Here is a 25,061-nt window from a genome sequence, read left to right on the forward strand (position 1 = left end):
GGTCAGGCCCGCGGTTCACCCGTCGACGGAGCCACCGCGTTGTCGCCCTGCTGCCAGGTGCTGTCGAGGGTCGCCTGCCCCTCAACGCTGCGGAAGGCGTTCAAGACATCGTCGTTGGCCACCTCGGCAAGGGCGTCTTCGGTGAGATAGTCAGCGGAGATCGATTTGGCGGCCATGCTGAGGGAGGCCAGGCCCTTCGCTGCCTCGGCGATCAGCGCCTGCATTGCCAGGCGGCTGTATTCGTGTCTGGCCTGAAAGTACTGGCCCTCCTGCAGCCCACCCTCGCCGAACGGTGCCGGCGCGTGGAGTGTCGGAGCCACACCCTGCTCATAGCCGGGGGTGAAGTGCACGTTCAACTCGTCCATGATGGCAGCTGCGAAGGCGTCGAGCTGCTGAATATCGACGTCGATGTTCTCGCCGGCGAGCCAGTCGTCGCCCATGTGTCTCCCCCGATCGCTCGCCGGTCGGTGGCGTATCGATCCCATTGGCTAATTGGTGCTATTGGAATATGTCCAAAATGTGCTAGTTTGCAGCCACGACCCGAGTATCCACTCTGGGAGAGCATAGCGTCATCGCGCAACCCCGCCGGGTGCTCACGTCCGGGACGGAAGGTTCACCAACTGCACCAGGCGGGTGCCCTCCCGCCGGGTGACCAGCCAGCCCCGACCGGGTGGCAGCGGCCCGGGACGGACGTTGCCGAGTAGCACCCCCTCGTCCCGGTTTCCGGACATCACGATGCCCGGGGTGCTGATCTCCCGCAGCCGCATCAGCACCGGCTCATAGAGGGCCCGGCTCGCGCCACCGGTGCGTCGGGCGACGATCAGGTGCAGACCGACATCCCGGGCCTGCGGCAGGAACTCCAGCAGCGGCGCCAACGGATTGCTGCCCACCCCCGTCACCAGGTCATAGTCGTCAACCAGGATGTAGAGGTCGGGCCCCTTCCACCAGCTGCGGGCGCGGAGCTGCTCGGGCTTCAGGTCGGCGGGAGGCAGCCGGTCCCGCATCACGGCCGCGACCTCGGCGATGTAGCTCTCGGTGAGCTGCGCCGACGACCCGTACCCGATCAGGTGTTCGGTGGTGATGTCGCCGAGCATGCTGCGTCGGTAGTCCACCAGCACCAGCCGCGCCTCGTTCGGCTCGTTGCGGTCGACGATCGACTGGGCCAGTGACCGCAGGAAGGTGCTCTTACCGGACTCCCCGTCCCCGAAGAGCAGGAAGTGCGGGTCGGCGGCGAAGTCCAGGTGCACCGGCTGGAGGTCCACCTCGGCGAGACCAATCGGCAGGCCGGGCCGTCCGGTGGACGGCAGGCTGCCGTACGGGACCACCGGCGGGAGCAGTCGGATCGGTGGAGCTCCCGGCCCCTCCCAGGCGGCGGCGAGGTCGTTGATCAGCTTGCGGGCTCCCTCGGGGAGGCTCGCCGACTCCTGGGCGCCGTCGGCACGAGGCAGCGCGGCGAGGATGTGCTGACCGTCGGGGTCGATGCCCCGACCGGGAGACTTCTCCGGCACGTTCACCGCGGCCCGACGATCCAGCATGGAGTCGGACGCGTCCGCCAGCCAGAGTTCCAGCCGGGTGCCGAAGACGTCCCGGACGGCCGGGCGCAGGTCCATCCAGCGTCCGGCGGTGACGATCAGGTGGATGCCGAAGGAGAGCCCGCGGTTGGCGATGTCACTGATCGCCGGCTCGAGGTCCTCGAACTCGGTCCGGATGGTGGACCAGCCGTCGATGACGAGGAAGACATCGCCGAACGGGTCATCGGTGTGCTCGCCCTGCCGACGGGCGCGCCGGTACGCGGCCATGGAGTCCACCCTGCGCTCACCGAAGCGCCGCTCCCGCACGCCCATCAGCAGCTGCAACTCGGCGATCGTACGCCGGACCAGGCTAGCGTCGAGCCGGGTCGCCACCGCGCCGACGTGCGGCAGGTCGCGCAGGGAGGAGAGCGCGTTGCTGGCCAGGTCGAGGCAGTAGACCTGTGCCTCACGTGGCGTGTGGGTCAGCGCCAGTGAAGTGATGATCGTCCGCAGCATGGTGCTCTTGCCGCTCTGCGGACCACCCACGATCACCGCGTGGCCGGCGGCGCCCGCCAGGTCCAACCAGAGTACGTCCCGACGCTGCTCGAACGGCTTGTCGATGATGCCGGTGGCCACCTGGAGCTCGCCCACCAGATCGGCTTGCGCCACCGTCACCCCCCGGTGCGGGTCGGTGATCAGAGGTGGCAGGAGCTGATCCAGCGTCGGCGGCTCCGCGAGCGGGGGCAGCCACACCTGGTGGGCCGGCGTGCCCTGCCCGGTGAGCCGGTTGACCAGGATGTCCAGCAGGCTGTCGCCGCCGACGGCGGCCGTGTTGTCCGGTTCCGGCGTCACCTCCTGCTCGGGCGGTGTCAGCGGCGGTGCGGCATAGCCGGTGTGGTATTCCAACACCCGCGTCTCGCCACCACCGGCGCCGGCCGCCGTCGCCGTCTCACTGCGGTAGGTACCGGAGACATACGAGGCCTTGAACCGGACCAACGGTTCGGTGCCGAAGCGTAGGTAGCCGTGGCCCGGCGAGTTGGGCAACTCGTACGCGTCGGCAGTGCCCAGCACCACCCGGCTCTCCATGGCGGAGAAGGTCCGCAACCCGATCCGGTACGACAGGTGGTTGTCCAGGCCGCGCAGCCGGCCCTCCTCCAGCTTCTGGGTGGCCAGCAACAGGTGGACACCGAGTGACCGGCCCACTCGGCCGATCTGCACGAACAAGTCGATGAAGTCCGGCTTTACCGTGAGTAGCTCGGAGAACTCGTCGCAGACGATGAGCAGGCTCGGTAGGGGAGCCAGGGGTGCCCCCGCAGCCCGGGCCTTCTCGTAGTCGCGCTGCGAGGCGTAGTTGCCGGCCGCGCGCAGCAACTCCTGCCGGCGTAGCAGCTCGCCGCTGATCGCGCCGGCCATCCGGTCCACCAGCGGCAGCGCGTCCGCGAGGTTGGTGATGACGGCGCTGGTGTGCGGGAGGGCGTCCAGCCGGGTGAAGGTCGCGCCGCCCTTGAAGTCGACCAGGACGAAGTTCAGGCTCTCCGAGTTGTGCGTGACGGCGAGCGCCAGTACCAGCGTACGCAGCAGCTCGGACTTGCCGGAGCCGGTGGCGCCGATCAGGAGGCCGTGCGGGCCCATGCCGTCCTGCGCGGACTCCTTGATGTCGAGGTCCACCGGAGCGCCGTCGGTGCCCGCACCGATCGGCACCCGCAGTCGATCCCGGTTCGGCCGCGGCTGCCAGGCCGCCGCCAGGTCGAACTCGTACGGGTCGCCGATGTTGAGCAGCTCGGGCAGGCCCAGCTCGGTGGCGACCGAATCCTCGCCGCCCTGGGACATGGCCGAGAGGCGCAGCGGAGCCATCTGCATGGCGAGTGTCTCGATCTCCGCGGTCTGGCAGTCGTCCGCGCGACCCATCTCGATGACACCATCCACCGTCGTACCCACGAGCTTCTGGTCGGCGTCGACCTCGAGCACCAGCCGCGACCGGTCCAGCAGCCGCGGCGCCGGGTTGGAGAGGTCGAGCAAGGTGACCCCATCCACCCCACCATCGGTCATCAGGTGCTCTGAGCCAGCCGTACTACCGCCGTCGATGATGACCAGGATGTGCGGTCCACCCGGCTGGGACACCCCACCGGTGGGTTGGTGTCGGGGCCGGTTGGTCAGCACGTCGTCCAGCATCTCCTCCAGCCCTTTGGCCGAGGGCGCGACGAGCCGCAGCTGACCCAGCGCATCGGTGCGACTCGGGTGCAGCCCGTGCGGCAGCCACTTCGTCCACTCCCACGCCGCACGCCGATCGGTGCCGACGCAGACCGCGACGAGTAGGTCGTCCGGAGCATGAAAGGCCGTGGCCTGGGCGAGGATCGACCGGACCAGCCCACGCGTCGCCTCCTGATCCCCCCGCAGGTGCACCTGGGCGAAGCCGCTGAGGAGCATCGCCACCGGCAGATCCGGCACCTCGCGGTAGGTCGTCAGGAAACGGCGCAGCGCCAAGGCGCACATTGGCTCCAGTTGTTCCAACGTTGATGGCGGCGGGGGAACCAACGGAGTGGCCAGTTCCTGCGGGCCGAGTCCGATTCGTACGGTCGAAAAATCCGGGTCTCCGCGCCGTCGCTCCCACAACCGGGGGCCAATCGGAACAGACCAGAGCGCATCCGGTGCCGGATGGCGGTAGAACATGGATTCTCGCTGGCCCCGGATTGCTTTGAGTACCCGGCGACGCTGCCGCGCCAGGTGCATCATGTACTCGCGCCGCCGCTGCAGCATTTCCTGCTTGCTCGGACCACCGGAGTTGTTGGCGAGTTGGGAGGCGAGCATCCCGATCGCGGAGAGGCCGAAGAGACCCCCAGCAACGTAACGGATGGTGTTGCCGCTCTGGCCGGCGAACATCAGCGCCATCGCGAATGAACCGGCGAGCATCGGCAGCATCATCAGCATCTGCCCCCAGCTGCGCCCACCGGGCGGTGGCACCTCCGGCGGGGCCTCCAGCACGATCTCGCCGAACGGGTACTCCGGCTCCGGCTGCCGAGCCGGGCGCTTCACAACGACGGTACTCACGTATCAGACCTCCCCGTTGGTGCCTGGACTCGACCGAACCGAACCGGTGCCCACGCCACCGGCACATGGTAGGTAGCCTCTTGTCGTCATGACAGCCGCGGGCCCGTTGGCCCACTCCTCGTCGGAGGAAGCGTCAGTGGTTACCCAGGCCGGAACCGGACTCGCGCGCATCGCCATCGTTACCCCGAACCGGCGACTAGATATAGCCCTACCAGAGCATTTACCGTTGGTCGGAATGCTTCCTGCGGTGTTACGACAGGCTGCGGAGCACCCGTCCGACGGAACGGCTCACGGCGGCTGGGTGCTGCGCCGAACCGAGGGATCGCTCATTGATCTCAATCGTACGTTGGCCGCGCAGAACATCCGCGACGGGGAGACGCTGCACCTGGCGCCACGCCGTACCGAGTGGCCAGAGCTGGCGTACGACGATCTGATGGAAGCTGTCGCATCCGGCGCGCGGCGCCGTGGAATCGCCTGGAATCCACTCGCGACCCGGTTGACCGGACTGATTGTCGCCAGTGCGCTGCTACTGGTCGGCTTGGCGGTCATCATCAGCTCGAACGAGCCTGGCTGGCTCGGCGGCGTGATAGCCCTCGGCGCCGCCGCCGGGCTGCTGCTGGCCGGGATTATGCTCTCCCGCGCGATGGCCGACTCGCTCGCCGGGGCGGTGCTGGCCGCCGCCAGCCTGCCCTACGCCTTCGTCGGCGGGATCCTGGTGATCGGGACCGGGGAGTCCGTCTGGGCGCTCGGTGCGCCACACGTGCTGCTCGGCTCTGCTGTCCTACTCCTCGCCGGCCTCATGGGAATGCTCGGCGTTGGTGATGCGGCTCGGGTCTTCGTCGCGGCGGTCTACACCGGGTTCTGGGGAATGCTCGGCGGGTTGCTGGCTCTCAGCTCGATAGACGCGGTGCAGGGCGCGGCGATCGTGGTGAGCGGGGTGACCCTGCTGCTGCCGGCGTTGCCGCTGCTCGCGGTGCGGCTGGGGAAGCTACCGATGCCGGCGCTGCCCAGGAACGCCCAGGACCTGCTGCGCGACGAGCCGCAGCCACCGCGGGAGGCGGTGTACCAGGCGACGGCCCGGGCGGATGAGGTACTCACCGGCATGATTTTCGGCTCGATCGTGGTCACCCTCGGCTGCCTGACTGTGTTGACCGGATCAGGGTCGGTAGCTGCGCTGGTGCTTACCGGAATTGTCTCCCTCGGCTACCTGCTGCGAGCCCGACTGATGCCCACCGTCCGGCATCGGGTGCCGATGCTCGCCGGCGGGCTCGTCGGGCTCGCCCTGCTCTCCCTGCTTGGCGCGGCCGGCGCCGGGACGGCGGTGCGGGTGTTGGCGGTGCTGCCGGTCGCGATGGTCGCGGCCGGGATCTCGGTCAGCGCTGGGCTCACGTACAGCCGCCGATCCCCGTCGCCGCGGCTGGCCCGGTTCGGCGACTTCCTGGACGTGGTGCTGCAACTCGCGGTACTGCCGGTGGCGTGTGGAGTGATGGGTTTGTACGGGTTCATGCGGGCGCTGGGCGGCTGACCGAACGGTTGGTCGTTGACTCGGTGGAGTGGCGAGAACCGGCCGGGCACCGGGCCCACGGTTGCCGTCGTGGTGCCTATCGTGGGCATCGCGGTCCGGCCCCCGCTGTGCCGACCGTACGCAAGGGGAGGGTGCCATGTCTTCGCGGCGGGACCAGGTCCAGTCGTACCAGTTTTTCGTCCAGCGGATGACCTCCGCGCTCGTTTCCCGGGAGCCTGATCCGGAGAACGGCGCGCCGTTTCGGCGGCTCGGCGGTGCCGGCTTCGCGAGCATCATGGTGGCGGTGCTCTGTCTCGCCGCGGTGGGCGTCTACGGGATCCTGCGCCCCGGCGGCGCCACGACGTGGAAGACGGAGGGGGCCGTCATTCTGGAGAAGGAGACCGGTACGCGGTACATCTACCGCGACGGTCACCTGCATGCGGTCATAAACTACTCGTCTGCGCTGCTGGCGTTGGGCAAGGCGGCGGGCACCGTTTCCGTGTCCCGCAACTCTCTGCTCGGCACGCCGCGCGGCGCCCCCATCGGCATTCGGGACGCCCCCGACGCGCTACCCGACCCGAAGCGGCTTCTCGCCGGGCCCTGGACGCTCTGCACCCAGTCGGTTCACGATTCGGCGGGTGCGGACATCGCCACCGCTGTGCTGACCGTCGGGGCAGCGCCCGGTGGTGGGCGGGAGTTGGGCGAGATGGCGCTGCTGGTCCGCGACACCACGACCGACCGGCTGCATTTGATCTGGCATGACTACCGGTACGAGATTCAGGACGAAAGCATCGTTCTTGAAGGATTGACAATGACGACCGAGCGGCAGGTCGAGGTGGGTGGAGCGTGGTTGAACGCCCTACCCGCCGGGGAACCGATCGGCATTCGGAACGTGGTGGGTCGGGGCGAAGTGTCACAAACAATGCCGGACGCCCGGGTCGGTCAGATCCTGGTCGTGGAAAACCAGAGTGGAGGCCGCCAGTACTACCTGGTGGAGCGAGCTCAGTTGCGCCCGCTGACCCAGCTTGAGGCCGAGGTGCTGCTGGCTGACCCGGAGACTACTCGGGCGTATCCGAATGGGGCGGTACCCGAGCCGGTATCACTCTCGGCCGGCGCCGCGGCGGCGGCACCCAAGGCGCCGCCTGCGGCCGAGGGGCCGCACCGTGCACCCGGGGAGCGGCCGGAAATACTCCGGGAGGTGGGCGATCAGCCAGCTGTCTGTGCGGCCTACCACCCGGGCCGCAGCGAGCCGACATTGCTCCTGGAAGGGCAGGTGCAGCAGGCGCAGGAGCCGGTGCTGACCCCAGAGCAGAGCAGTACCGGCATTCCGCTCGCTGACCGGGTCGTAATCGAACCGGGGCACGGCGTCCTGGTTGAAGCTATGCCGGCACCAGATGCTGCGACTGGTGCGTTGAGTTTGGTCACCGACCTCGGCTACCGGTATTCGCTTGGCTCGAGAGAGGTGGCGAATATGCTCGGCTATGGCGGTGTGGAACCCATTGCACTACCGGCGAGTCTGGTTGACCGGCTCCCCGCCGGTCCCGCACTCGATCCGGTGGCGGCCAAGCAGGCCCTTGATCCAGTTCAGCTGGAGCTACCACAGTAGAGTTCTCTATTGGACCAGCGCGGGCTGGCCTAGCGCGGGCTGGACTTGACCCGTTACGGTTCGTGTGGAAAGCGGTGTGAGCGCACCGCAACGAGGCCGCCTCCGCCCATGCGGGGGAATCGATGAGGACGGGGGTGACTCCACCATGACGATGCGCACCGATACCGGTTTGATGGTGAAGACCGAGGGCGAGGTAAACGCTACCGCCGACCGGCTCACCAGCAATCTGAACCAGCTGATGGACCAGCTCGCGCCGCTGTACGACCAGTGGAAGGGCGCTGGTGCGGGCTCATTCCAGCAGGTGCGCCAGCGGTTCGACCAGGACATGGCGCGGTTGAACGTGGCCCTGCGGGCGATCGCCGAGGCAGTCGGCTCCGCCGGTAAGGACTACGACGTCGCAGACGAAGAAATCAAGTCCGATATGGATTCGGCTGGCGCCACCGCCGGACAGATCACCGCGGCACTGAAGCTCTGACGGGGGAGAAGGTCCGAAATGGAAATCCGGTACAACTTCGCTGCCCTGGCCGCTTCGGCGGACAGCTGCGGCAGCAGCCTGAAGAACATGAACGGCGAGCTCGAAGGGCTCAAGTCCAGCATCGCGCCCCTGCTCGCGACCTGGGACGGCGACGCTCGCGAGGCGTACTTCCGTCGGCAGCGCGACTGGGAGGCCGCGGCAAACGACCTGCGCGACCTGCTCAGCCGGATTGAGCGGGCGCTGCGCGAGTCGGCAGCCAGGATGCAGGCCCGTGAGGCCGCAAACCAGGCGAAGTTCGGCGGCTGATCTCGTCGGATGTTCCGATGGCCCGGCTCTGTGCCGGGCCATCGGCATTTCCCACTACCTTGACGGCGCGACCTACCCGGCAGCGTGGCAGTGACTCCGGGCCGGTCGTCAGCTGCGGGGCGGCGAGGTGGTGGCCACCTGGAAGAACACCTCATCGGGCTCGTCGATCTCCGGAGGCGGGGGCGGTGGATCGCCGGGGCGCGTCGGGCGCCAGCGGAGGCGTCGACCGCGCGGCAACAAGGCAACGGTTACGGCGATAGCAAGCGCGATCACCGTCACCGACAGGCCGCCCCAGAGCGCCACCCGCCCGAAGACCTGCCACCGCTCGGCTCGCTCCTGCGCCACCGCGTCGTAGAGCGGGTCGGGCAACGGGGCCGGGGCCACCGGAGCCGCAGTACTCAACCGCTCGGTGACCGCCCGGTACGGGCTGAGCACGCCCTGCCCGTAGCCCTGCTCCGGACCCCCCTGCGCCGGGTCGGCCGTAGCTAGTAGCCGGCGAGAAACCTGCTCGGCCGACAGCTGCGGCTCGGCGGCGCGGACCAAGGCCGCAGCCGCACTCACCAGCGGGGTCGCGAAGCTGGTGCCGCTCCAGACGTTGTGGCCCTCGACGCGGGTTGCCGCGACAACCGCACCACCAGGAGCCACCAGATCGACGTAGGGCCCGACCTGCGACTGTTCTACCCGTGTGCCCTGCCGGTCGATCGCACCGACCCCGATCACGCCGTCGTACGCGGCGGGATATGGCACCGGGTCGGGTTCGCCGTCGGTGCGGTGGAAGTTTCCGGCGGCGGCGACCAGGACCACATCCGCCTGCTGGGCGTAGCGGATCGCGCTCTCGACCTCGGGGTCGGGCCGGTAGAGCGTTACCGACATGTTGATCACATCGGCGCCGTTGTCAACAGCCCGACGGATAGCCTGCGCGAAGACCGCCGTGGAGACGCTCTCGCCCTGGCCTTCGTTGCCTCCGCCGCCGGCCTGCTCACTGACCCGGATCGGGAGGATCGTGGCGTCCGGGGCCAGACCGTGGAAGCCGATGCCCTCCAGTGGGCGCGCAGCGATCAGGCTGGCAACCGCGGTACCGTGGGAGACGCAGTCGAAGTCACCACCCTGGGTCCCGCGGAGGGCGTCGAACCCGGATCTCACCTGGCCGTTCAACTGCGGGTGGCTGCCGTCGGAGCCCGAGTCCACTACGGCCACCTCGACCCCGGCGCCCGTGCTGAAGGGCCATACTCGTTGCGGCGCGAGCCATTCTTGGTGCCAGGGAGTGTCACTGATGACCTGACCCGGCTCGTTGGGATTGGCACAAGCCGACGGAGCTGCCGCGGCCGGCATCGGCGGCATCAGGACAGCCGAGCTAACCAGGGCCAGCAGGAGCGCACCAGCAGGTTGACGACGATCGCGGAGCATGTCGCGCTCACCTCTCATCTGTACAACGCCGCTGCATCCTAGCGATCTTTCGGGCCGTGCTCGGGGCAGGGACACCGGATCCACCACCAACATCACATCGACCACCGCGACCGTGCCGGCTTCTGCTGTCGCAGGTGCGCCCCGGGCCATGCTCCGTATCGACCTCTGGCTTCAACTCCGGTACGTTCCGAATGTGCTCCACGATCGGCAGCGGCACCCGAACAGATCGGCGAGTAGCCCAACCGGTGATACGCCTTCAGCAGCACCACCAACGTCAGTAGATGCTGCGGCGCCCGAGTCCGCCCCCGCGACCACCCGATCTCATCAGACACCCAACTCCCGCCGCACCACGGTGTAGGCGTATCCGGCGGCACCGAGCAGGCCCAGTAGCCACTGAGCCTGCTCGGCGGCGGTCAGTAGACCTCGATGCCGACCGCGAAGCCGTCCGGGTCCCAGGCGTTGGAGTCGTACGCCCACGGGCTGGCGCCCCCGCCGTCGGCCGCCCACGGCGTGAACTGCCGGGTGCCGCCCTGGTCGGCGCTGCCCTGGTCGACCGCTTTGATACTCAACCGGAAGTCGTAGAACACGACGCCGGCCGGCATGTCGCGGGTCTCCAGGCAGACCTTGACCTGGTCGGGGTCGAACCCGTTGGTGTCGAAGGCGAAATCGCTCACGCCCCCGCCCTCGCTGGCCCACGGCGACCACTGGAGGACACCGGTCTGGCTGCCGTTGTGGTCGGTGACCTGAACGCCGATCCGGAAGTCGCGGCTCAGCGGTGTGAAGCGCGGCGGCGGCTCCAGGAAGAGCCGGGCGCCGTCCGGGTCGAATGTGTTGGTGTCTCCGGCGAATGGGGAACATCCGCCGCCGAAGTTGGAGTATGGCGTGTACTCGGCATCCCCGATCTGGCTGCCGTTGTCAATCATCTGGATGCCGACACGGAAGTTGGGCAGGTCGGCGGTGGCACTCGGCCGTGCGGCCGCTGGCGCGACCGTGCCGGCGATCGCGAGGACGCCAGCCGTGACGGCTGCGGCGAGCCCTGCGGTGATCCTTGGCATGTACTGTTCCTCCTCGTGGCGGCGTCATCGCGTCGGGTGACGCCGGGTTCGTGGTGCCGGGAGTCAGGCACCGGATGGCGAGAAACCTAGAGATGAGCGCTGGCGCAGCCTGGTCATCTGTCATATCGAGCATGATGGATCGCAGAACGTTCACCATGTATAGCTGCACGCTGGCAAGCCCGACAGCAATGCGCTGCATGCGCATCTGTCGCTTTGTGTTGTGCGAAGTGAGTGGTCCGGCGGTTGTTAGCCGACCAGGAGGTAGGAGTTGGCGAAGCCGCCGGGGTTGCAGACGTTGAGCTGTCGTCGCACGGAGGAGTACGTGTATCCGGACGGCACGGTGCAGGTCCAGACCCCGTCGCTGGGGGCGACGACATAGTAGGAGTTGGCGAAGCCGCCGGGGTTGCAGACGTTGAGCTGTCGCCGTACCGCCGTGTAGGTGTATCCAGACGGCACCGAGCAGGCCCAGAAACCACTCGCCTGCGCGGCGGGCTCGGTGGATTGATCGGCGCCGTAGGCGACCGTCGCCGGTGCGACGGCCAGGCCGGCGGCCATGAGGATAGCAGTGGCGATCAGTCGGGACATCGCCTGACGGGCGTGGCCCATGGAACCTCCAGGTGCTAGAGGGCTTGGATCCATCCCCCGAAGCCTAAGAGTGCTTTGTTAGTATCCAATGAATAAGTGAACCTCGATTAAATGATCGAGGCGATCCCTGCCGGTCCACCCCGACTACCGGCAAAGATTCAGGCATGTAGATCTCCGAAGGTCACATGTCGGGGGCGGTGTTTCATCGCCGTGATGCAGCTGCTGCGCGGGCGACCGAGGTGGCGCGGGGCCCCTGTCGACGTCGACCAACTCCCTGCGCCAGGTCCCGTTCCAGCAGCTCGGGCCGACTGTTGACGTGTAGCCGGGCCCGTTCGCCGGTGAATCCAACGGCGGGCAGCCGCTGGAAGTTTGCGGCGGCATGCTCCACCTCGACGGGGTGGCCGGCGGTGGGTGGTCACAGTCCGAGCTCTTCGCGCAGCTGGGTCAGGGGGATCGAGTGTCGCCGGCGTCCATACGAGCCAGGGCTTCACGGGCGGCGGCGACGTCTGCGGCGTCCTCGGCCCGCTCGATCGCCTCGGCCATGCCGACGGGGAGGATGGCGGCCCTGCGCTGACCACGGCGGGTGACGTAGGTGATGCGTCCGGCGGAGTGGGCGCGGAAGGGCAACGTCGGTGCGGCTGTCACGGGCGACGGATATCGGCTGCGGACATACGACCTGCGGCATGTGGTGGTGTCGCTCTGACCGAACAAGGGAGTCCCAGCGCCCGATGCCGCGGCCCGCGCTGGGCGCTCAGTCGACGTGCTGCCCAAGTGCACGCCAAGTGCATCGACGGCCAGGAGGCCAGCGTCAACGACCGGATTGCTGAGGTGTTGACGTCGTTGACTGGCCCGCACGTTTGCGCACCTGTTCTAATTGAGTAGCGCATGTATTGCCAGCTCAGGAGCGTTTTGGCTGGTCTTCGAGGTGCCCCCGGCAGGAATCGAACCTGCGACACACGGTTTAGGAAACCGTTGCTCTATCCCCTGAGCTACGAGGGCGCGAGCGCCCAGTCTAGCGACCCGGGGGTTCACCTGGGGTGGCAGGGAGTAGCTCACGTTCACCCACGTCACCCGGACCCCTGTTGTTGCAGCCCAGGAGCGCACCTCGAGAACACGTACCCCGGGTTCGGCGAGGTCGCGCAGGTCGACGAGGAGTTGTACGGCGGTGTCGTACTCGCGAGGATTCTTCCTGGCAATCGAGATGTCCACCCGCTGCCATACGGCGGGCTAATCAACTGTGAGGGTGTCGAGGTGCCGTTGCCGGGCGGCTGCTGCCGACCGTTCCCGGCTAATCCGGTTACGTTCGCGCTGCTCGGCGTCCCGTCGTTCCCGTTCGGCGCGCAGGTCGGCGGCCGTGGCTTGCAGCTCCCCGGCGGTGCGGGCGGTTGCCGGGGTGGGTGTGTCGGTGCGGTGTGCGTCGCGGTAGCGGCGCAGCAGTCGGCCGCGTAGGTGGCAGTCGCCGCCGGCTGTCAGGTCGGTCATGATGGCGTCCTTGTCCCGGCCGGGCAGTCCGACGACCCAGGTGCGTAGTTGCGCAGTGGTCGGTTCACCGGAAGCGGCTGGCGACGATCCGGCCGCTGCAGTCGCGATCAGGTCGGGATCGATGCGCAGGAACTCGGCGAGGGCGGTGAGGGACGCGTCGAGGGTGCCGAGTCCGGCGGGGACGGGCGGTTCGGGCTCGTCGTCGGCGATCTCCTCGGACTGTACGCAGCGCAGCCAGGCCAGGTAGAGCAGGCGCAGGTCACCGGCGGCGAGGCCGGCCCGGACCGGAATGATCGAGGCGAGCAGACCGTGGCCGTCAAGATCCCACTCGTCGGCGCCGTCCTCGTCCTCGTCGCGCAGGTCGATGACGACGTTCTTGCCGGCGGTCCACGCTGACGCACTGTCACTCTGGCAGTAGCGGGCGGCGGTGGCGGGGTCGAGCACGTGTTTCGGTAGTCGCAGTATGAGCTGGTGGGTGCCCCAGTTCGCCAGGTACAGGTGCGCGTCGAAGTACCGTTCCACCAGCTTGCGCGGGTCGCCCTTGAAGTTGCCCCACTCGTAGGTGTTGACGAAGCTGGTGGCGGTGATGTCGGCCCGGGTGGACAGCGACCGCAGCTCGGCCCGCTCCCGGCCGGTGAGCGGTCGGTCGACGGCGGTGAACTCGTAGTACTGGTACTCGCTCATCGTGGCCTACCTTCCAGCCCAGTGCCGGTAGGCATCGATCCACGCGGCACCGTCCGGCATAGGGGTGGGTAGCGGCAGGTCGAGAAGGCCGACCCGTTGCCGGTGGCGGCCTCGGGCGCAGACCGCGACGATGCTGTCCGCGGTCAGCTCGATCTTGCCTACGGTGACCTCGACGCCGAGGACGGTGGTGGTGAACGGCACCGCCAGGTGTTCTTCGATCAGGGTAAACAGGCCGGTGAGCTGTTCGTCGTCGCCGTACGCGTCGAGGGTGGCTTCCTCGATCATCGCCTCCAGCGCGCCGTCTTTCTCCGATGCCATCGGCGGAGGATAGCGGACCGGTGTCGGGGTGTTCGGAACTGGCGTTGTCCGCCCACCGGTTCCGGGCCCGGGCCGACGTGTACGCCGTGCCATGCAAGAACGGGTCCACCCGAAGAGCCGAAGGTGCAGCCGGACAGCCCTGTACATGAGCAGCCTGTCCGATCTCGGGGCTACCGGCCGCGCCGGCCAATGCTGCGGGCCACAGCACCTACCCGGGCACCGCAGCCCTTGACGTCGTTCCACGATCCTTGGTCCCGCGCGCGCCTCGCCGCCCTCCGGGGCCGGCTGGATAGGGTGAGTAGCCGTTCGCGTCCCGTGGAGGAGAACGATGACCGCGCAGCCACCCAGGCCCACGTTCGGGTTGGACGATTTCGGGCTGGACGACCGGATGCGGCTGTTCGGTTACGTGACGGCGGAGAACCGGCTCGCCTACCTGTGGCTGCTGCGGGCGTTCGACTCGGCGCGGTCCAGCTACCACGTGGTGCTGCACACCTCCGACGTGGCCGCCGCGCTGGCGGCGTTGCACGAGGCGGACACCGCCTGCCCGGATCCGGCCGGGTTGGAGTTGCCGCGGCTGCTCGATGCCCTGGTGGAGTGGGGGGTGCTCGACCGGGGGCAGGACAGTTCCCGGGCCACGACGCTGGCGGAGTACCGCAACCGGCACTCGGTGTACCAGTTCACCGAGGCCGGCTACCGGGCGCACCGGGCGGTGGAGGCGGTCCTGTCGGCGAGCATGGACGATTCGACGTTGTCCCGGCTGGTCTTCGCGGACCTGCTGGCGGACCTCAACGCGCTGGCTTCGGCCAATGAGGCGGGGGACGCCGAGGAGGTCTACCGCAAGCTCGACCGGCTGGACCGGTCGTTGGCCGACATCGCCGAGCGGGCGGCGCGCTTCTACCACATGCTGGGTGACCTGGGGCGGACCAACGACGTGCGGCCGGAGGTGTTCCTCGCCCACAAGGACGCGCTGCTGGCTCACCTGCGGGACTTCCACGACGAGTTGCAGCGGTACACGCCCCGGCTGCGCGCGGCGGTGCACGAGGTGGAGACGACCGGCCTGGACCGGCTGATCGAGGCCGCCGCCGAGGCCGACGAGCGGCTGTTCCACACCCGGGTGCAGCGGCTGGAGGACTGGCGGCGGCGCTGGGCGGGGCTGCGGTCGTGGTTGGCGCCGGCGGGCCCGGAGCAGCCCAGCGAGGCGGACCGGTTGTCGGACGCCACCATCGCACGACGGCCCCGCTGCGCAACCGACCGTCCGATCTCAAACGCGAGGCGGTGGCCCGCGACGCCGTCCTCGCCGTGGCCCACGACGGCCGGCACGCCGGCACCGCCTGGTACGCCGAATGGCTCGACGGCCTGCGCCGCGACGGCACCCTTACCCGCGTCGTCCGCACCGGACTGCCGTTCGAGGACGTGATCCGCGTCTTGGACGCGCTGCCCGCGGCCGACGAGCCGATACCCGCCTTCGCCGACCGGGTGTTGGACGACACGAAGGCCCTCACCGACGGGCCGCTGCGCGGGCTCGTCCTCCGTGCCGTCGCCGCCTGGCAACAGGCGGCGCTCCCGGTCGACGGCGAGCGGGAGCGGGCGTTATGGGAATCAGTCGGTCTGGTCCCGGACAACCTCGCCAGCCAGGTGCTGGTGCTCAACGTACCGGCCACCGGCGGCCTGCTCGGGAGGTGGCTGACGGAGGCCGCGCAGGCCGGCGTGCCGATGCGGGTCACCCTGCACCAACTGCGCCTGGCACCACTGGCCCTGGCCTGCGGCGAGGTCTACGTCTGCGAGAACCCCGCCGTGCTACGCGCGGCCACCACCGCGCTCGGGCCCCAGGCCCCACCGCTGATCTGCACCGAAGGAGTGCCGTCGGTCGCCGTTCACACACTGCTGCACGCCGCACCGGGAGCGGTAATCCGGTGGCGCAACGACTTCGACTGGACCGGCGTACGACTGACGGCGGCAGCTCTCCAGCGGTATCCGGGCGCGGTCCCGTGGCGGATGACCGCGGCTGACTAACTTCCGGCAGCAGATACCGGCACGGCCCTGCTCGGTACGCCCACCCGGACGCCGTGGGAGGAGGCGTTGGGCGAGTCGATGCGGCGTACCGGCCGAGCGGTGATGGAGGAACGGCTGCTCGACCAGCTCATCACCGACCTGCACGCGGCCGGAGCCGGGTAACGACTGGCAGGCGTTTCCCGTCTCGTCGGATGCTGCAGGTCGAACGCCGCGGGCCCGCGCCTCGCCCGGCAAGGATCTCGCCGAAGTCCGTGATCAGCCCGACCCGGCCACCCCCGTTCTTGCCGCCTCACTCCCATGTCGCATGCCCGGATACCGGACACTCGGCGCCCGTTCGGTAACGTGGGCCGCGTTCGTTGAGGCCGGCTGTTGCGGAATGCCGCCGCACCCACCGGGTGCCGATGGTCGAGTTGCGGGCATTCATCGACCTGCTCCGCGAGCGGTTCGGGTGCCCTCCCCCCCTCGCCGACCGCCGACCCTACGTCGCCGGCCGGTTGAGCCAGGAGGCGTGGACCGGGTCCAGTGCACGTGCCAGCGGGGATGAGCGGCAAGCCAGGCCCGGGTGGCTTTCGCGACGTGTGAGGACCCGTTGTCCAGCACGACGTGAATCTGTTTCGCTGGGTCGATGGCGGTGTCGAGCATGGTCAGGAACCGGTGGAAGGTCACCGAGTCGTTGCGCCCGATCGGTTCGGTGATCACCTGGCCGGTCTGGACGTCGAGGGCCGCGACGATCGACACGGTGCCGTGCCGGACGTACTCGAACTCCTGGTAGGCGGGGCGGCCCGGTCCGACGGGCCGGCCGGACCGCTTCGCGTCGGTCAGTGCGGCCAGACCACCGACAGCGAACCGGGACCGCCACCTACGGACCGTGTCGACACTGACGTGCAGGTCAGCGGCGATCTGGGCGTTCGGTGTCCCGGCCGCGGACCCCGGCGACGGCGGTCGGCTCACGGTCATCGATGTCGTGTGATGCCGTGCGATCGCGGGCGAGGTGAGCGCCGGCGTGCGTCAATCGCGCCACCCCGAGCACGACCGACCGATTGACCGGCCGATGCGGCGCAGGCCGCAGCGTCCGACACTCGGTACGTGGACCCACCCGGCCTACGGGGCCGACGACCCGACCGACAACGAGGAAGGACCCCATGACCGCGGCGCCGATCGAGAAGCCCGACTTCACCGGGCTGCGCGCGATGTACATCAACTGCACCCTCAACCGTTCACCCGGCCGCAGCCACACTCAGGGGCTGATCGACCGTAGTGTGGCGATCATGGAGGCGAGCGGGGTCAGCGTGGACCAGGTTCGCGCCGTCGACCACGACATCGCCACCGGCGTCCGACCCGATATGACCGAGTACGGGTGGGACACCGACGAATGGCCCGCGTTGCTGACCCGGGTGCTGGCCGCCGACATCCTGGTCATCGCCGGACCGATCTGGCTCGGCGACAATAGTTCGGTTACCCGTCGGGTGATCGAGCGGCTCTACGGCTACTCCGGCGTACTCAACGAGCAAAGCCAGTACGCCTACTATGGGCGGGTCGGTGGCTGTCTGCTCACCGGCAACGAGGACGGCCTGAAGCACTGTGCGATGAGCATCCTCTACAGCTTGCAGCACATCGGCTTCGCTGTCCCGCCGCAGGCCGACGCGGGTTGGCTCGGTGAGGTCGGCCCCGGGCCGTCCTACCTCGACGAGGGCTCCGGCGGGCCGGAGAACGACTTCACCAACCGCAATACCGCGTTCATGACCTACAACCTGCTCCACCTCGCGTCGATGATCCGTCGTGCCGGCGGGTTCCCGGCCTACGGCAACCAGCGCACGGCCTGGGACGCAGGCATTCGTCCGGACGCCGCCAACCCCGAGTACCGCTGACCCGATGGCCGACGACCCGGGACGGACCAGGCTCAGGGACGCGGCGGTGCCGATTCGTCGACTCGGCCACGGTCACCTACGGCCCGGACGGAGCCCCATGGCCACCGCCCCGCCCGACGGGTGTGTGCCTACGACAGAACGAGGAACGACGATGGCCGCGATCAGTGACACCCTTAACCATGGCGTCCCCTGCGAGGCCGCGACTCGCCGTCAGGTCATCGAGACCGTCGTGGTCCTCACTACCCTGCAGGAGAACTGCGGCCCGGCCGCTGTCGCGGACAGCGCCTACTTCGGCGACCACAGGCCGATGAGCACGACCTTCGGGGCCGACCCACCGGACGCCCCTGCGCCCGGGGGCGCGCCCAACGGGCGCGACCGGCCGAACCGAGGACCCGACCACGACGACCGTCACCCTCTCGTGACAGCGCCAAGGATGTGAGTAGTGATGACAAGCCCGGCAATGATGAGCTGGCCGAGCCTGCGGGTCTCGGACTGGACCGCCACCCGCGACACCCTGCACATGTGGACCCAGATCGTGGGCAAGATCCGTATGGCGCACGCTCCGCTGGTCAACCACTGGTGGCAGGTGACCCTGTACGTGAGCCCGCGCGGGTTGACGACGTCAGCCATCCCGTACGGCACGGGAGCCTTCGAGATCGAGTTCGACTTTGTCGGCCATCGGCTCGACGTTCGCACCAGCAACGGCGGCGCGCGGAGCCTCCCGCTCCGGCCGATGCCGGTCGCCGAGTTCTACTCGCGGGTCATGGCCCTACTCGACGAACTCGGGATCGAGGCACCGATTCGGCCGCACCCCAACGAGGTCGACCCGGCGATCCCCTTCGCCGAGGACCACCACCACGCTTCCTACGATGGCGAGGCGGCCACCCTGTTCTGGCGACAGTTGCTGCAGGCGAACCGGGTGATCGGCGAGTTCCGGTCGCACTTCGTGGGCAAGGTCAGCCCGGTGCACTTCTTCTGGGGCGCGATGGACCTCGCCTGCACCCGCTTCTCCGGCCGGTCGGCTCCGCCGCACCCCGGCGGAGTGCCCAACTGCGGCGACTGGGTCATGGTCGAGGGCTACTCCCGGGAACTGTCCAGCTGCGGATTCTGGCCCGGCGGCGGCGAGGAGGGTGCCTTCTACTCCTACGCCTACCCCGCACCCGACGGGTTCGCCGAGCAGCCGATCGGTCCCGAAGGCGCGTACTTCAGCACCCAGTTCCAGCAGTTCCTGCTGCCCTACGAGGCCGCCCGGGCCGCACCGGACCCCGACCGCGCGGTCGCCGAGTTCCTTCGCACCAGCTACCAAGCCGCCGCGGACCTCGGGCACTGGAACCGCTCCGCCCTGGAGGACGACCCGCTTCGCTGGCACCGAACCCCGGCCCCGTGAGACCAACAGCGGGCCGGGCGCCGACCGGTGCGGCCGCCCGGGGCCCGGGACGCTCCGATCCGGGACACGTTCGACCGCGCCGCCCTGGCCATCGCACAGGGAAGGATCCGGGCCCTCGGCGAGGAGCGGGCGCGGATCATCGCCCAGTCCGGCGCCGTCGGGATCCAGACGCCGGCATGGCGGTGCCAGCCGGGGGTGTCCTCCGCCGGGGAGATGCAGCTTTTCGCCAGCCCAGAGGCAGGAAAACCTGCCAGGCCGGCCGGGAACGACCATCCGTTCCCGGCGGAAACGAAAACACGGACGGAGGACACGCCATGGTGGAAGTAAAGGACGTTCCCGAGGCCAACCGGTACGAGGCCCGGGTCGACGGGGAGTCCAAGTTCGCGGGCGTCGCACAGTACATCCGCACCGCGGAACTCGTCGCGTTCGTGCACACCGAGGTCTTGCCCGAATACGAGGGTAAGGGGGTCGGGTCGGCGCTGGCCCGCGCCGCCCTCGACGAGGCCCGGGCCGCGCACCTGCTCGTCCTGGCCACCTGCCCGTTCTTCGCGGGATGGATCGGTCGGCATCCCGAGTACCAGGATCTGGTCTACCAGTCCCGCAGCAGAGTCAGCGACTGAACGGGTGGCGTGGCAGCGACGGAGGTCGGCATGAACAGCGGGACAAAGGCGTACGCGGCGAAGTCGATCACCGTGACCCTACGAGGGCAGGCGGTGCCTGCACGCCGCCGAGTGCGTACGCGGTTTGCCGGAGGTCTTCGCCCCCGGGCCGGCGTCCGTGACTCAGCCCGACGGCGCCGACACCGAGCGCCTGGCCGAGGTGGTGCGGCGCGGCCCCTCCGGCACGCTGCGGTACGAACGTGTGGACGGCGGGGCTGACGCGCCGGTCGGCGGAGAGCAGCGCTGACTGCCCTCCGCCGACCACCACCGGCCAGGTGCGGTGCGGCTCTGGACGGTGCTTACGGCAGGCGGAAGTCGTGAACCCGATCCCGGCCCCCGAGGGATAGCCTGGGAAGCGACCGTGCCATCGCGGCCGGACGCGACACTCGGGGATTATGCATGGAACTGTTCGGGCGGCACGCGGAGATCGCGGCGCTGGACCGACTGCTGGATCGGGCGGCGGACGGCGCGGGATCCGGGCTCGTGCTCTGGGGTGAGCCGGGTATCGGCAAGACTGCCCTGCTCGAGCATGCTGTCGATGCGGCGTCCGACGCGACGGTGCTGCGGTGCCGGGGCACCCGGATGGAGGCGGGGCTCGCGTTCGCGGCGCTGCACGAACTGCTGTGGCCGGTCTTGGATCGGCTGGAGACGCTCGCCGCTCCGCAAGCTGCGGCATTGCGAGGCGCGTTGGGGATGAGCCGGGACCCGGCCAACCGCTTCCTCATCGGCGCGGCCGTGCTGTCGTTGGTCTCCGGTCTGGCTCGGGAGAGACCGGTGCTCGTAGCGGTGGACGACGCTCAGTGGATCGACGAGGCGACCATACAGTGTCTGGCGTTTGTCGCACGCCGAGTGGCGACGGAGCCGGTCGCGGTGCTGCTGACCGGGCACGAGGATCCGGCCTCGGGGCCGTGGGAGGGGCTGTCGGAGCTGGAGGTCGTCGGCCTGGCCGACGACGCCGCGCGTCGGCTCGTGGCCGTCGCCCTGCCCGAGGCCGCCCCGGCGCTTGTCGATCGCACGGTGCGAGCGGCGGGGGGCAACCCGCTGGCGCTGCACGAGCTACCCACCCTTGGCCGCGAAGGGGAGAGCGAGGCGTCCCACACCCCGTCCGGGGAACCGGTGCCGGTCGGGCCGCGGTTACGGCGGGCGTTCTGCGTGCGGGCCGAGGCCCTGAAACCGTCGACCCGGGCGTTACTGCTGTTGGCCGCCGCCGAGGGCCGGGGCGACCGGCACGTCGTGCATCGCGCCGGCGCCGACTGGGGCGTCGACACGTCCAGCTGGGAGGAGGCCCTGCGCTCCGGCCTGCTTCATGCCTCGGCAGCCCGCCTGGAGTTCCGGCACCCGCTGATTCCGGCGGCCATCTACGACGGTGCTCCCCTTCCGGAACAGCAGGCTGCGCACCGGTCGCTGGCCGCGGCGCTGCCGCCCGACGCCACCACGGAACGGGCCTGGCACCTGGCCGCCGCCGCCGATGGGCCGGACGAGAACGTCGCTACGCTTCTGGAGCACGCCGCCGAGCAGTGCCTGCGCCGCAGCGCGGGCCCGATGGCTGCTCGCACGCTGCGTCGAGCCGCCGAGCTGTCGCCGGAGCCGGCGGACGCCGCGCGCCGGCTGGCCGCCGCCGCCCGTGCCGCATGGGACGCCGGCCGCACCGGGGCGGCGCGGCAGTTGCTCGAGGACGCCGAGCGCCTGGGCGGAGTGCTTCCCATCGCCCGGCTGAGCGGCGGGCTGCGCGGGATCCTCGAGTTTGCCCACGGCGTGCCCGATCGTGCCCACCGCTACCTGGTCTGCGACATGGCCGTGGTTCCCCGGACCCGCCGCGCTGTGGAACTGGGCACGGTGGCGGTCCGCGCCGCGTGGTCGGCCGGGCGGTCCGACCTCCAGCGGGAGGCGCTGCGGCGGGTGCGTGCCGTGGACACCGACGGTGATGCCGCCGTGTCCGGGCTGATGCCCATGCTGCGGAACTGGTGGTCCTGCTACGACGAGACCGGTGAGATCACCCCGACCAGCCCGGACCTGGCCAGCGATACGGTCGGTCGGCTCGGCACGGCGGCCTGGGAGCTGCTCCCGCCCGTGCCGTTGGTCCAGGCGTGGGGCATTGACGGCGGACTGTTCGACGTGCTGAGCTTGCAGGCCGCGCAGCTGCGGCGTCGGCACGAGCTCACCGCGCTGGCGCTGGTGCTGGCCCAGCTCTCGGTCCTCGACACCGCCGCAGGCCGGTGGGACGCGGCCGCGCTCGCGGCGGCCGAGGGCCTGCGGCTGGCCGAGGAGGTCGGGGCGGATCACCTCGCCGCGCAGAGCCGCAGCGCCCTTGGCATGTTGGCCGCCGCCCGCGGCGAGCACCGCGGCGTCGCCGAGCACAACGTCCGGATCCTTCAGGTCTCGGTACCGCGGCGGGTGCGGGCGTTCACCGCCTCGGCGTATTGGCTTCGCGGGCGGGCGGCGTTGTTCGACGGCCGCCCGCAGGAGGCGCTGAATGATCTGAGGTGTCTCGCCGAGCCCGGGCACGAGGCCGCGCACCGCACTTTTGCGCTGCTCGCCGCCGTGGACACCGTCGAAGCGGCGGTGCAGGTTGGCAGCGACGACGTCGTCGGAGCTCAGGTCGACATGGTGGAGGAGTGGGCACGGCGTACGGGGGCGACCTGGGCCCGTACCGCCGGCCACCGTCTCCGGGCCCTCGTCCAGCGCGGATCGATGGCTGAGGACTCGTTCCGGGCCGCCCTAGACGTCGCGGGGGCGGCGGCGCACCCGTACGAGTATGCCCGTACCCGACTGCTGTACGGGGAGTGGCTGCGGCGGGCCCGCCGCCGGGCCGACGCCCGGTCTCAGCTCGCCGCGGCAGCCGAGACCTTCGACCGGCTGGGGGCCGAGCCGCTGCGGGCGCGGGCCCTGCGTGAGCAGGCCCTGACCGACCGGCGGTCCGCTCTCCACGCCGCCGATCCGTCGACCTCGGCCGGGCTGACCGTCCAGGAGCTGCGGGTCGCCCAGCTGGCCGCGGAGCGACTGACCAACCGGGAGATCGCGGCCAAACTGCTGATCAGCCCCCGCACCGTCGGCCACCACCTGGCAAACGTCTACCTCAAACTGGGCATCACCAACCGCGCCGAACTCGCCAGGATCGACCTCAACGGGGACCTGCGCCTCAGCTCGACCACCCATCGACGGTAACCCATCACCGCCCGCGTGCGGGATGCACCTGCCGACACACCCGGCCGCGGCGCCCGGAACCCCGCCGGTGACCGGCGGGACGCCCGCCACACCACCGACGCCGAGCCGTCGGCCGGCTCCGCGCCCCCGTCGCCGAGTACCCGGATGCCCGGCCCCGGCCCCGGTCAGCGGGCCGGGAAGGCGAACATCTCGGCCAACTGCCGCTGTCGGGGCCCGGCGGGGGCTCGGCTCATCATCTGGTCCCGCAGCCAGCAGGCCAGCGGGCTGCGCCACCCCCCCAACCGGCCGAGCAGGGCCGCCTGCCGGGTCAGTCTGTTGGCCCGGGGAAGGCGGTCGGCCTCGTACCCCCGCAGCGCCTCGGGCACGGCGTCGCCGCGGCGCAACCACCGGGCCAGTACGGCAGCGTCCTCCAGCGCCTGGCAGGTGCCCTGGCCCAGGTTCGGCGTACTCGGATGCGCCGCGTCCCCGACCAGGGTGACCCTTCCGCTGCTCCAGCGACGCAGCGGGTGCCGGTCGAAGATGTCGGTGGCGATGATGTGTCTGTCCGGGGTGGCCGCCAGCACCGCGCGAACGGGCGTGTGCCAGTGCCCGAAGTGTTCGCGCAACAGCGGCGCCGCGGCGATGCCGGCGGCCCTGCCGGACGGCATCGGCAGGCTGGCGAACCAGTAGGCGCGACCGTCGCACATGGGGAAGAGGCCGAACTGCTCGCCCCGTCCCATGCTCAGCAGTCCCGGGGCGGTGCCCAGGTCGTACTCGGCGACACCGCGCCACACCGGGCAGCCGGCATAGCGTAGCGGGTCCGGCCCGTCGACGAGCTGCGCCCGGACGACCGACCGCAGCCCGTCGGCCCCGATCAGCAGTTCCCCGACCTCCTCGGTGCCGTCGGCGAGCCGGGCCACCACCGTGTCCGCCGTGCGGGTGAAGCCCACACAGCGGGCGCCCGTACGCACCACGGCGGGGCCGACCCGATCGAGCAGGACCGCCGTCAGGTCGCTGCGGAACAGCGTGATCCCCACTCCGCCGAACCGCTCACGCATCGTCGCACCGGGCACGTCGTCCAGCAGCCGGCCACCCGCCGTACGGATCTGATTGCCCTCGGCCGGGCAGCCGACCGCGACGACCGCGGCGTCGACCTCCAGTTCGGCGAGGGCGGCCATCGCATTCGGCCACAGCGTCAACGCGGTGCCGGCCGGTCGCCGCACGTCCGCCTGCTCCAGGACCACCGGGGTGTAGTCGGCGGCGCGCAGGGCCAGCGCGGCGGCGAGCCCGGCCGGGCCGGCGCCGACCACGATGGCCCGCCGGGCCGCGCCCGCCTCCCGCCGCACCGGAGGGTGGGAACCGGCCATCAGCGGACGAGTCCCGGCCCCGGGCGGCCGCCCGGCGCCGCGCCGACCTGTTGGAAGTCCACGGTCGGCGCCATGCTCCGGACGGTGCCCTCCAGAACCAACAGCGACATCAGCGGGAAGGCGAAGTCGGACGCGGCGTACATGTGGTGCCGCTGCTGGAGCGCGAAGACCTCGTTGCCGAACTCCGACATGTCGAAGGTGTTGCCGGGGCCGGCGCTGCGGGAGACCAGCTCCGCCATCTCGCCGAGGAAGTGTTCCTGTTCCGCCGGGGAACCGATGGCCACCGCGCTCTCCAGGATGATCTCGCCGCAGCGCCTGCCGTCGCCCTGGGCGAGCCGGCCGAAGAACTCGCCGATCAGCTCACGCACCCGCGCCGGCAACTGGACGCAGTAGCCGGCGTCCAGGATCACCACCCGCTCGTCCCGGGTCAGGTACAGGTTCCCCGGGTGCAGGTCGCAGTGGACGAAGCCGCGGACGAACATCATCCGGTGCGCCGCGGCGAGCACGACCGATCCGAGGCGCGCCCGGCTCCCGGCGGGCAGCTGCGCCGGTGTGGTCACGTCCAGTCCCGGCACGAACTCGAAGACCAGGCAGTCCGGCCCGGACAGGGAGTCGTGCAGGACGGGGACGCGTACCTCGGGC

The 25,061-nt window shown here is 70.0% G+C and carries 20 protein-coding genes, 1 tRNA gene and 3 pseudogenes; 11 read left to right on the plus strand and 13 right to left on the minus strand.

Annotated features, from left to right (window positions below):
• Positions 1-2 precede the first annotated feature (2 nt).
• Together H0524_RS15895 and eccCa are read right to left on the minus strand one after the other, a co-directional pair.
• The gene (locus H0524_RS15895) at positions 3-440 is read right to left on the minus strand and encodes a hypothetical protein (RefSeq protein ID WP_180199335.1); all 438 of its coding nucleotides are present in this window, start codon (positions 438-440) and stop codon (positions 3-5) included.
• 153 nt (positions 441-593) lie between these two features.
• Positions 594-4,559, minus strand: a complete 3,966-nt coding sequence (gene eccCa, locus H0524_RS15900; RefSeq protein ID WP_180199336.1) for a type VII secretion protein EccCa — start codon at positions 4,557-4,559, stop codon at positions 594-596.
• A gap of 136 nt (positions 4,560-4,695) precedes the next feature.
• Between eccCa and eccD the strand changes: the two genes are divergently transcribed.
• The 4 genes from eccD to H0524_RS15920 all read left to right on the plus strand — a co-directional run bounded on the left by eccD (position 4,696) and on the right by H0524_RS15920 (position 8,450).
• The gene (eccD, locus tag H0524_RS15905) at positions 4,696-6,084 is read left to right on the plus strand and encodes a type VII secretion integral membrane protein EccD (protein ID WP_180199388.1); all 1,389 of its coding nucleotides are present in this window, start codon (positions 4,696-4,698) and stop codon (positions 6,082-6,084) included.
• A gap of 136 nt (positions 6,085-6,220) precedes the next feature.
• Positions 6,221-7,669, plus strand: coding sequence for a type VII secretion protein EccB (gene eccB, locus H0524_RS15910; protein WP_180199337.1), 1,449 nt, complete (start codon positions 6,221-6,223; stop codon positions 7,667-7,669).
• A gap of 145 nt (positions 7,670-7,814) precedes the next feature.
• Positions 7,815-8,144: a WXG100 family type VII secretion target gene (locus H0524_RS15915; protein ID WP_180199338.1), complete on the plus strand. Its 330-nt coding sequence runs from the start codon at positions 7,815-7,817 to the stop codon at positions 8,142-8,144.
• An 18-nt stretch (positions 8,145-8,162) separates the two neighbouring features.
• Positions 8,163-8,450 (plus strand): WXG100 family type VII secretion target, encoded by a 288-nt coding sequence (locus H0524_RS15920; RefSeq protein ID WP_180199339.1) that lies wholly within the window; start codon positions 8,163-8,165, stop codon positions 8,448-8,450.
• A 108-nt stretch (positions 8,451-8,558) separates the two neighbouring features.
• On the opposite strand, the gene mycP is transcribed toward H0524_RS15920, so the two are convergent.
• The 8 genes and pseudogenes from mycP to H0524_RS15955 all read right to left on the minus strand — a co-directional run bounded on the left by mycP (position 8,559) and on the right by H0524_RS15955 (position 13,981).
• Positions 8,559-9,857: a type VII secretion-associated serine protease mycosin gene (gene mycP, locus H0524_RS15925; protein WP_180199340.1), complete on the minus strand. Its 1,299-nt coding sequence runs from the start codon at positions 9,855-9,857 to the stop codon at positions 8,559-8,561.
• A 413-nt stretch (positions 9,858-10,270) separates the two neighbouring features.
• The gene (locus H0524_RS15930; protein WP_180199341.1) at positions 10,271-10,912 is read right to left on the minus strand and encodes a hypothetical protein; all 642 of its coding nucleotides are present in this window, start codon (positions 10,910-10,912) and stop codon (positions 10,271-10,273) included.
• Between the two features lie 255 nt (positions 10,913-11,167).
• Positions 11,168-11,518 (minus strand): annotated as a pseudogene (locus H0524_RS15935) (hypothetical protein); the annotation flags it as partial.
• A 181-nt stretch (positions 11,519-11,699) separates the two neighbouring features.
• The gene (locus H0524_RS24325) at positions 11,700-11,885 is read right to left on the minus strand and encodes a hypothetical protein (RefSeq protein WP_218942113.1); all 186 of its coding nucleotides are present in this window, start codon (positions 11,883-11,885) and stop codon (positions 11,700-11,702) included.
• A 56-nt stretch (positions 11,886-11,941) separates the two neighbouring features.
• Positions 11,942-12,142, minus strand: a complete 201-nt coding sequence (locus tag H0524_RS15940) for a prevent-host-death protein (protein WP_180199278.1) — start codon at positions 12,140-12,142, stop codon at positions 11,942-11,944.
• Between the two features lie 281 nt (positions 12,143-12,423).
• Positions 12,424-12,496, minus strand: a tRNA-Arg gene (locus tag H0524_RS15945).
• A 228-nt stretch (positions 12,497-12,724) separates the two neighbouring features.
• On the minus strand, positions 12,725-13,663 hold the full coding sequence (locus H0524_RS15950) for a hypothetical protein (protein WP_255435989.1): 939 nt from the start codon (positions 13,661-13,663) through the stop codon (positions 12,725-12,727).
• A 6-nt stretch (positions 13,664-13,669) separates the two neighbouring features.
• The gene (locus H0524_RS15955; protein ID WP_180199342.1) at positions 13,670-13,981 is read right to left on the minus strand and encodes a hypothetical protein; all 312 of its coding nucleotides are present in this window, start codon (positions 13,979-13,981) and stop codon (positions 13,670-13,672) included.
• A gap of 388 nt (positions 13,982-14,369) precedes the next feature.
• Here H0524_RS15955 and H0524_RS15960 point away from each other — a divergent pair.
• Both H0524_RS15960 and H0524_RS15965 read left to right on the plus strand, forming a co-directional pair.
• Positions 14,370-15,194: pseudogene (locus H0524_RS15960) on the plus strand (DUF2397 domain-containing protein); the annotation flags it as partial.
• Between the two features lie 62 nt (positions 15,195-15,256).
• Positions 15,257-16,156 (plus strand): annotated as a pseudogene (locus tag H0524_RS15965) (DUF2399 domain-containing protein).
• A gap of 258 nt (positions 16,157-16,414) precedes the next feature.
• Here the strand turns inward: H0524_RS15965 and H0524_RS15970 are convergent.
• Complete coding sequence (locus H0524_RS15970; RefSeq protein ID WP_180199343.1) at positions 16,415-16,951, minus strand: helix-turn-helix domain-containing protein; 537 nt, start codon at positions 16,949-16,951, stop codon at positions 16,415-16,417.
• A 185-nt stretch (positions 16,952-17,136) separates the two neighbouring features.
• Between H0524_RS15970 and H0524_RS15975 the strand changes: the two genes are divergently transcribed.
• The 5 genes from H0524_RS15975 to H0524_RS15995 all read left to right on the plus strand — a co-directional run bounded on the left by H0524_RS15975 (position 17,137) and on the right by H0524_RS15995 (position 23,073).
• The gene (locus tag H0524_RS15975) at positions 17,137-17,862 is read left to right on the plus strand and encodes a flavodoxin family protein (protein WP_180199344.1); all 726 of its coding nucleotides are present in this window, start codon (positions 17,137-17,139) and stop codon (positions 17,860-17,862) included.
• A gap of 445 nt (positions 17,863-18,307) precedes the next feature.
• The gene (locus H0524_RS15980) at positions 18,308-19,249 is read left to right on the plus strand and encodes a DUF5996 family protein (protein WP_180199345.1); all 942 of its coding nucleotides are present in this window, start codon (positions 18,308-18,310) and stop codon (positions 19,247-19,249) included.
• Positions 19,250-19,563: 314 nt separating this feature from the next.
• Complete coding sequence (locus H0524_RS15985; protein WP_180199346.1) at positions 19,564-19,869, plus strand: GNAT family N-acetyltransferase; 306 nt, start codon at positions 19,564-19,566, stop codon at positions 19,867-19,869.
• A 97-nt stretch (positions 19,870-19,966) separates the two neighbouring features.
• Positions 19,967-20,155 (plus strand): (4Fe-4S)-binding protein, encoded by a 189-nt coding sequence (locus tag H0524_RS24330; RefSeq protein ID WP_255435996.1) that lies wholly within the window; start codon positions 19,967-19,969, stop codon positions 20,153-20,155.
• A 152-nt stretch (positions 20,156-20,307) separates the two neighbouring features.
• On the plus strand, positions 20,308-23,073 hold the full coding sequence (locus H0524_RS15995; protein WP_180199347.1) for a helix-turn-helix transcriptional regulator: 2,766 nt from the start codon (positions 20,308-20,310) through the stop codon (positions 23,071-23,073).
• A gap of 164 nt (positions 23,074-23,237) precedes the next feature.
• Here the strand turns inward: H0524_RS15995 and H0524_RS16000 are convergent, their stop codons facing one another.
• Both H0524_RS16000 and H0524_RS16005 read right to left on the minus strand, forming a co-directional pair.
• On the minus strand, positions 23,238-24,419 hold the full coding sequence (locus tag H0524_RS16000) for an FAD-dependent monooxygenase (protein WP_180199348.1): 1,182 nt from the start codon (positions 24,417-24,419) through the stop codon (positions 23,238-23,240).
• Positions 24,419-25,061 (minus strand): AarF/UbiB family protein (locus tag H0524_RS16005; RefSeq protein ID WP_255435990.1); only part of this gene is annotated, 643 nt, incomplete at its 5' end. The genes H0524_RS16000 and H0524_RS16005, both read right to left, overlap by 1 nt.

The sequence above is a fragment of the Salinispora sp. H7-4 genome (assembly GCF_013416675.1).
Taxonomy (GTDB): domain Bacteria; phylum Actinomycetota; class Actinomycetes; order Mycobacteriales; family Micromonosporaceae; genus Micromonospora; species Micromonospora vitiensis.

What these genes read in the sequence shown, in the direction of transcription:
- H0524_RS15895 (WP_180199335.1), bottom strand. Translation starts at nt 440, where the DNA reads ATGGGCGACGACTGGCTCGCCGGCGAGAACATCGACGTCGATATTCAG.
- eccB (WP_180199337.1), top strand. Translation starts at nt 6,221, where the DNA reads ATGTCTTCGCGGCGGGACCAGGTCCAGTCGTACCAGTTTTTCGTCCAG.
- H0524_RS15915 (WP_180199338.1), top strand. Translation starts at nt 7,815, where the DNA reads ATGACGATGCGCACCGATACCGGTTTGATGGTGAAGACCGAGGGCGAG.
- H0524_RS15920 (WP_180199339.1), top strand. Translation starts at nt 8,163, where the DNA reads ATGGAAATCCGGTACAACTTCGCTGCCCTGGCCGCTTCGGCGGACAGC.
- mycP (WP_180199340.1), bottom strand. Translation starts at nt 9,857, where the DNA reads ATGCTCCGCGATCGTCGTCAACCTGCTGGTGCGCTCCTGCTGGCCCTG.
- H0524_RS15930 (WP_180199341.1), bottom strand. Translation starts at nt 10,912, where the DNA reads ATGCCAAGGATCACCGCAGGGCTCGCCGCAGCCGTCACGGCTGGCGTC.
- H0524_RS15950 (WP_255435989.1), bottom strand. Translation starts at nt 13,663, where the DNA reads ATGAGCGAGTACCAGTACTACGAGTTCACCGCCGTCGACCGACCGCTC.
- H0524_RS15955 (WP_180199342.1), bottom strand. Translation starts at nt 13,981, where the DNA reads ATGGCATCGGAGAAAGACGGCGCGCTGGAGGCGATGATCGAGGAAGCC.
- H0524_RS15970 (WP_180199343.1), bottom strand. Translation starts at nt 16,951, where the DNA reads ATGACCGTGAGCCGACCGCCGTCGCCGGGGTCCGCGGCCGGGACACCG.
- H0524_RS15975 (WP_180199344.1), top strand. Translation starts at nt 17,137, where the DNA reads ATGACCGCGGCGCCGATCGAGAAGCCCGACTTCACCGGGCTGCGCGCG.
- H0524_RS15980 (WP_180199345.1), top strand. Translation starts at nt 18,308, where the DNA reads ATGACAAGCCCGGCAATGATGAGCTGGCCGAGCCTGCGGGTCTCGGAC.
- H0524_RS15985 (WP_180199346.1), top strand. Translation starts at nt 19,564, where the DNA reads ATGGTGGAAGTAAAGGACGTTCCCGAGGCCAACCGGTACGAGGCCCGG.
- H0524_RS15995 (WP_180199347.1), top strand. Translation starts at nt 20,308, where the DNA reads ATGGAACTGTTCGGGCGGCACGCGGAGATCGCGGCGCTGGACCGACTG.
- H0524_RS16000 (WP_180199348.1), bottom strand. Translation starts at nt 24,419, where the DNA reads ATGGCCGGTTCCCACCCTCCGGTGCGGCGGGAGGCGGGCGCGGCCCGG.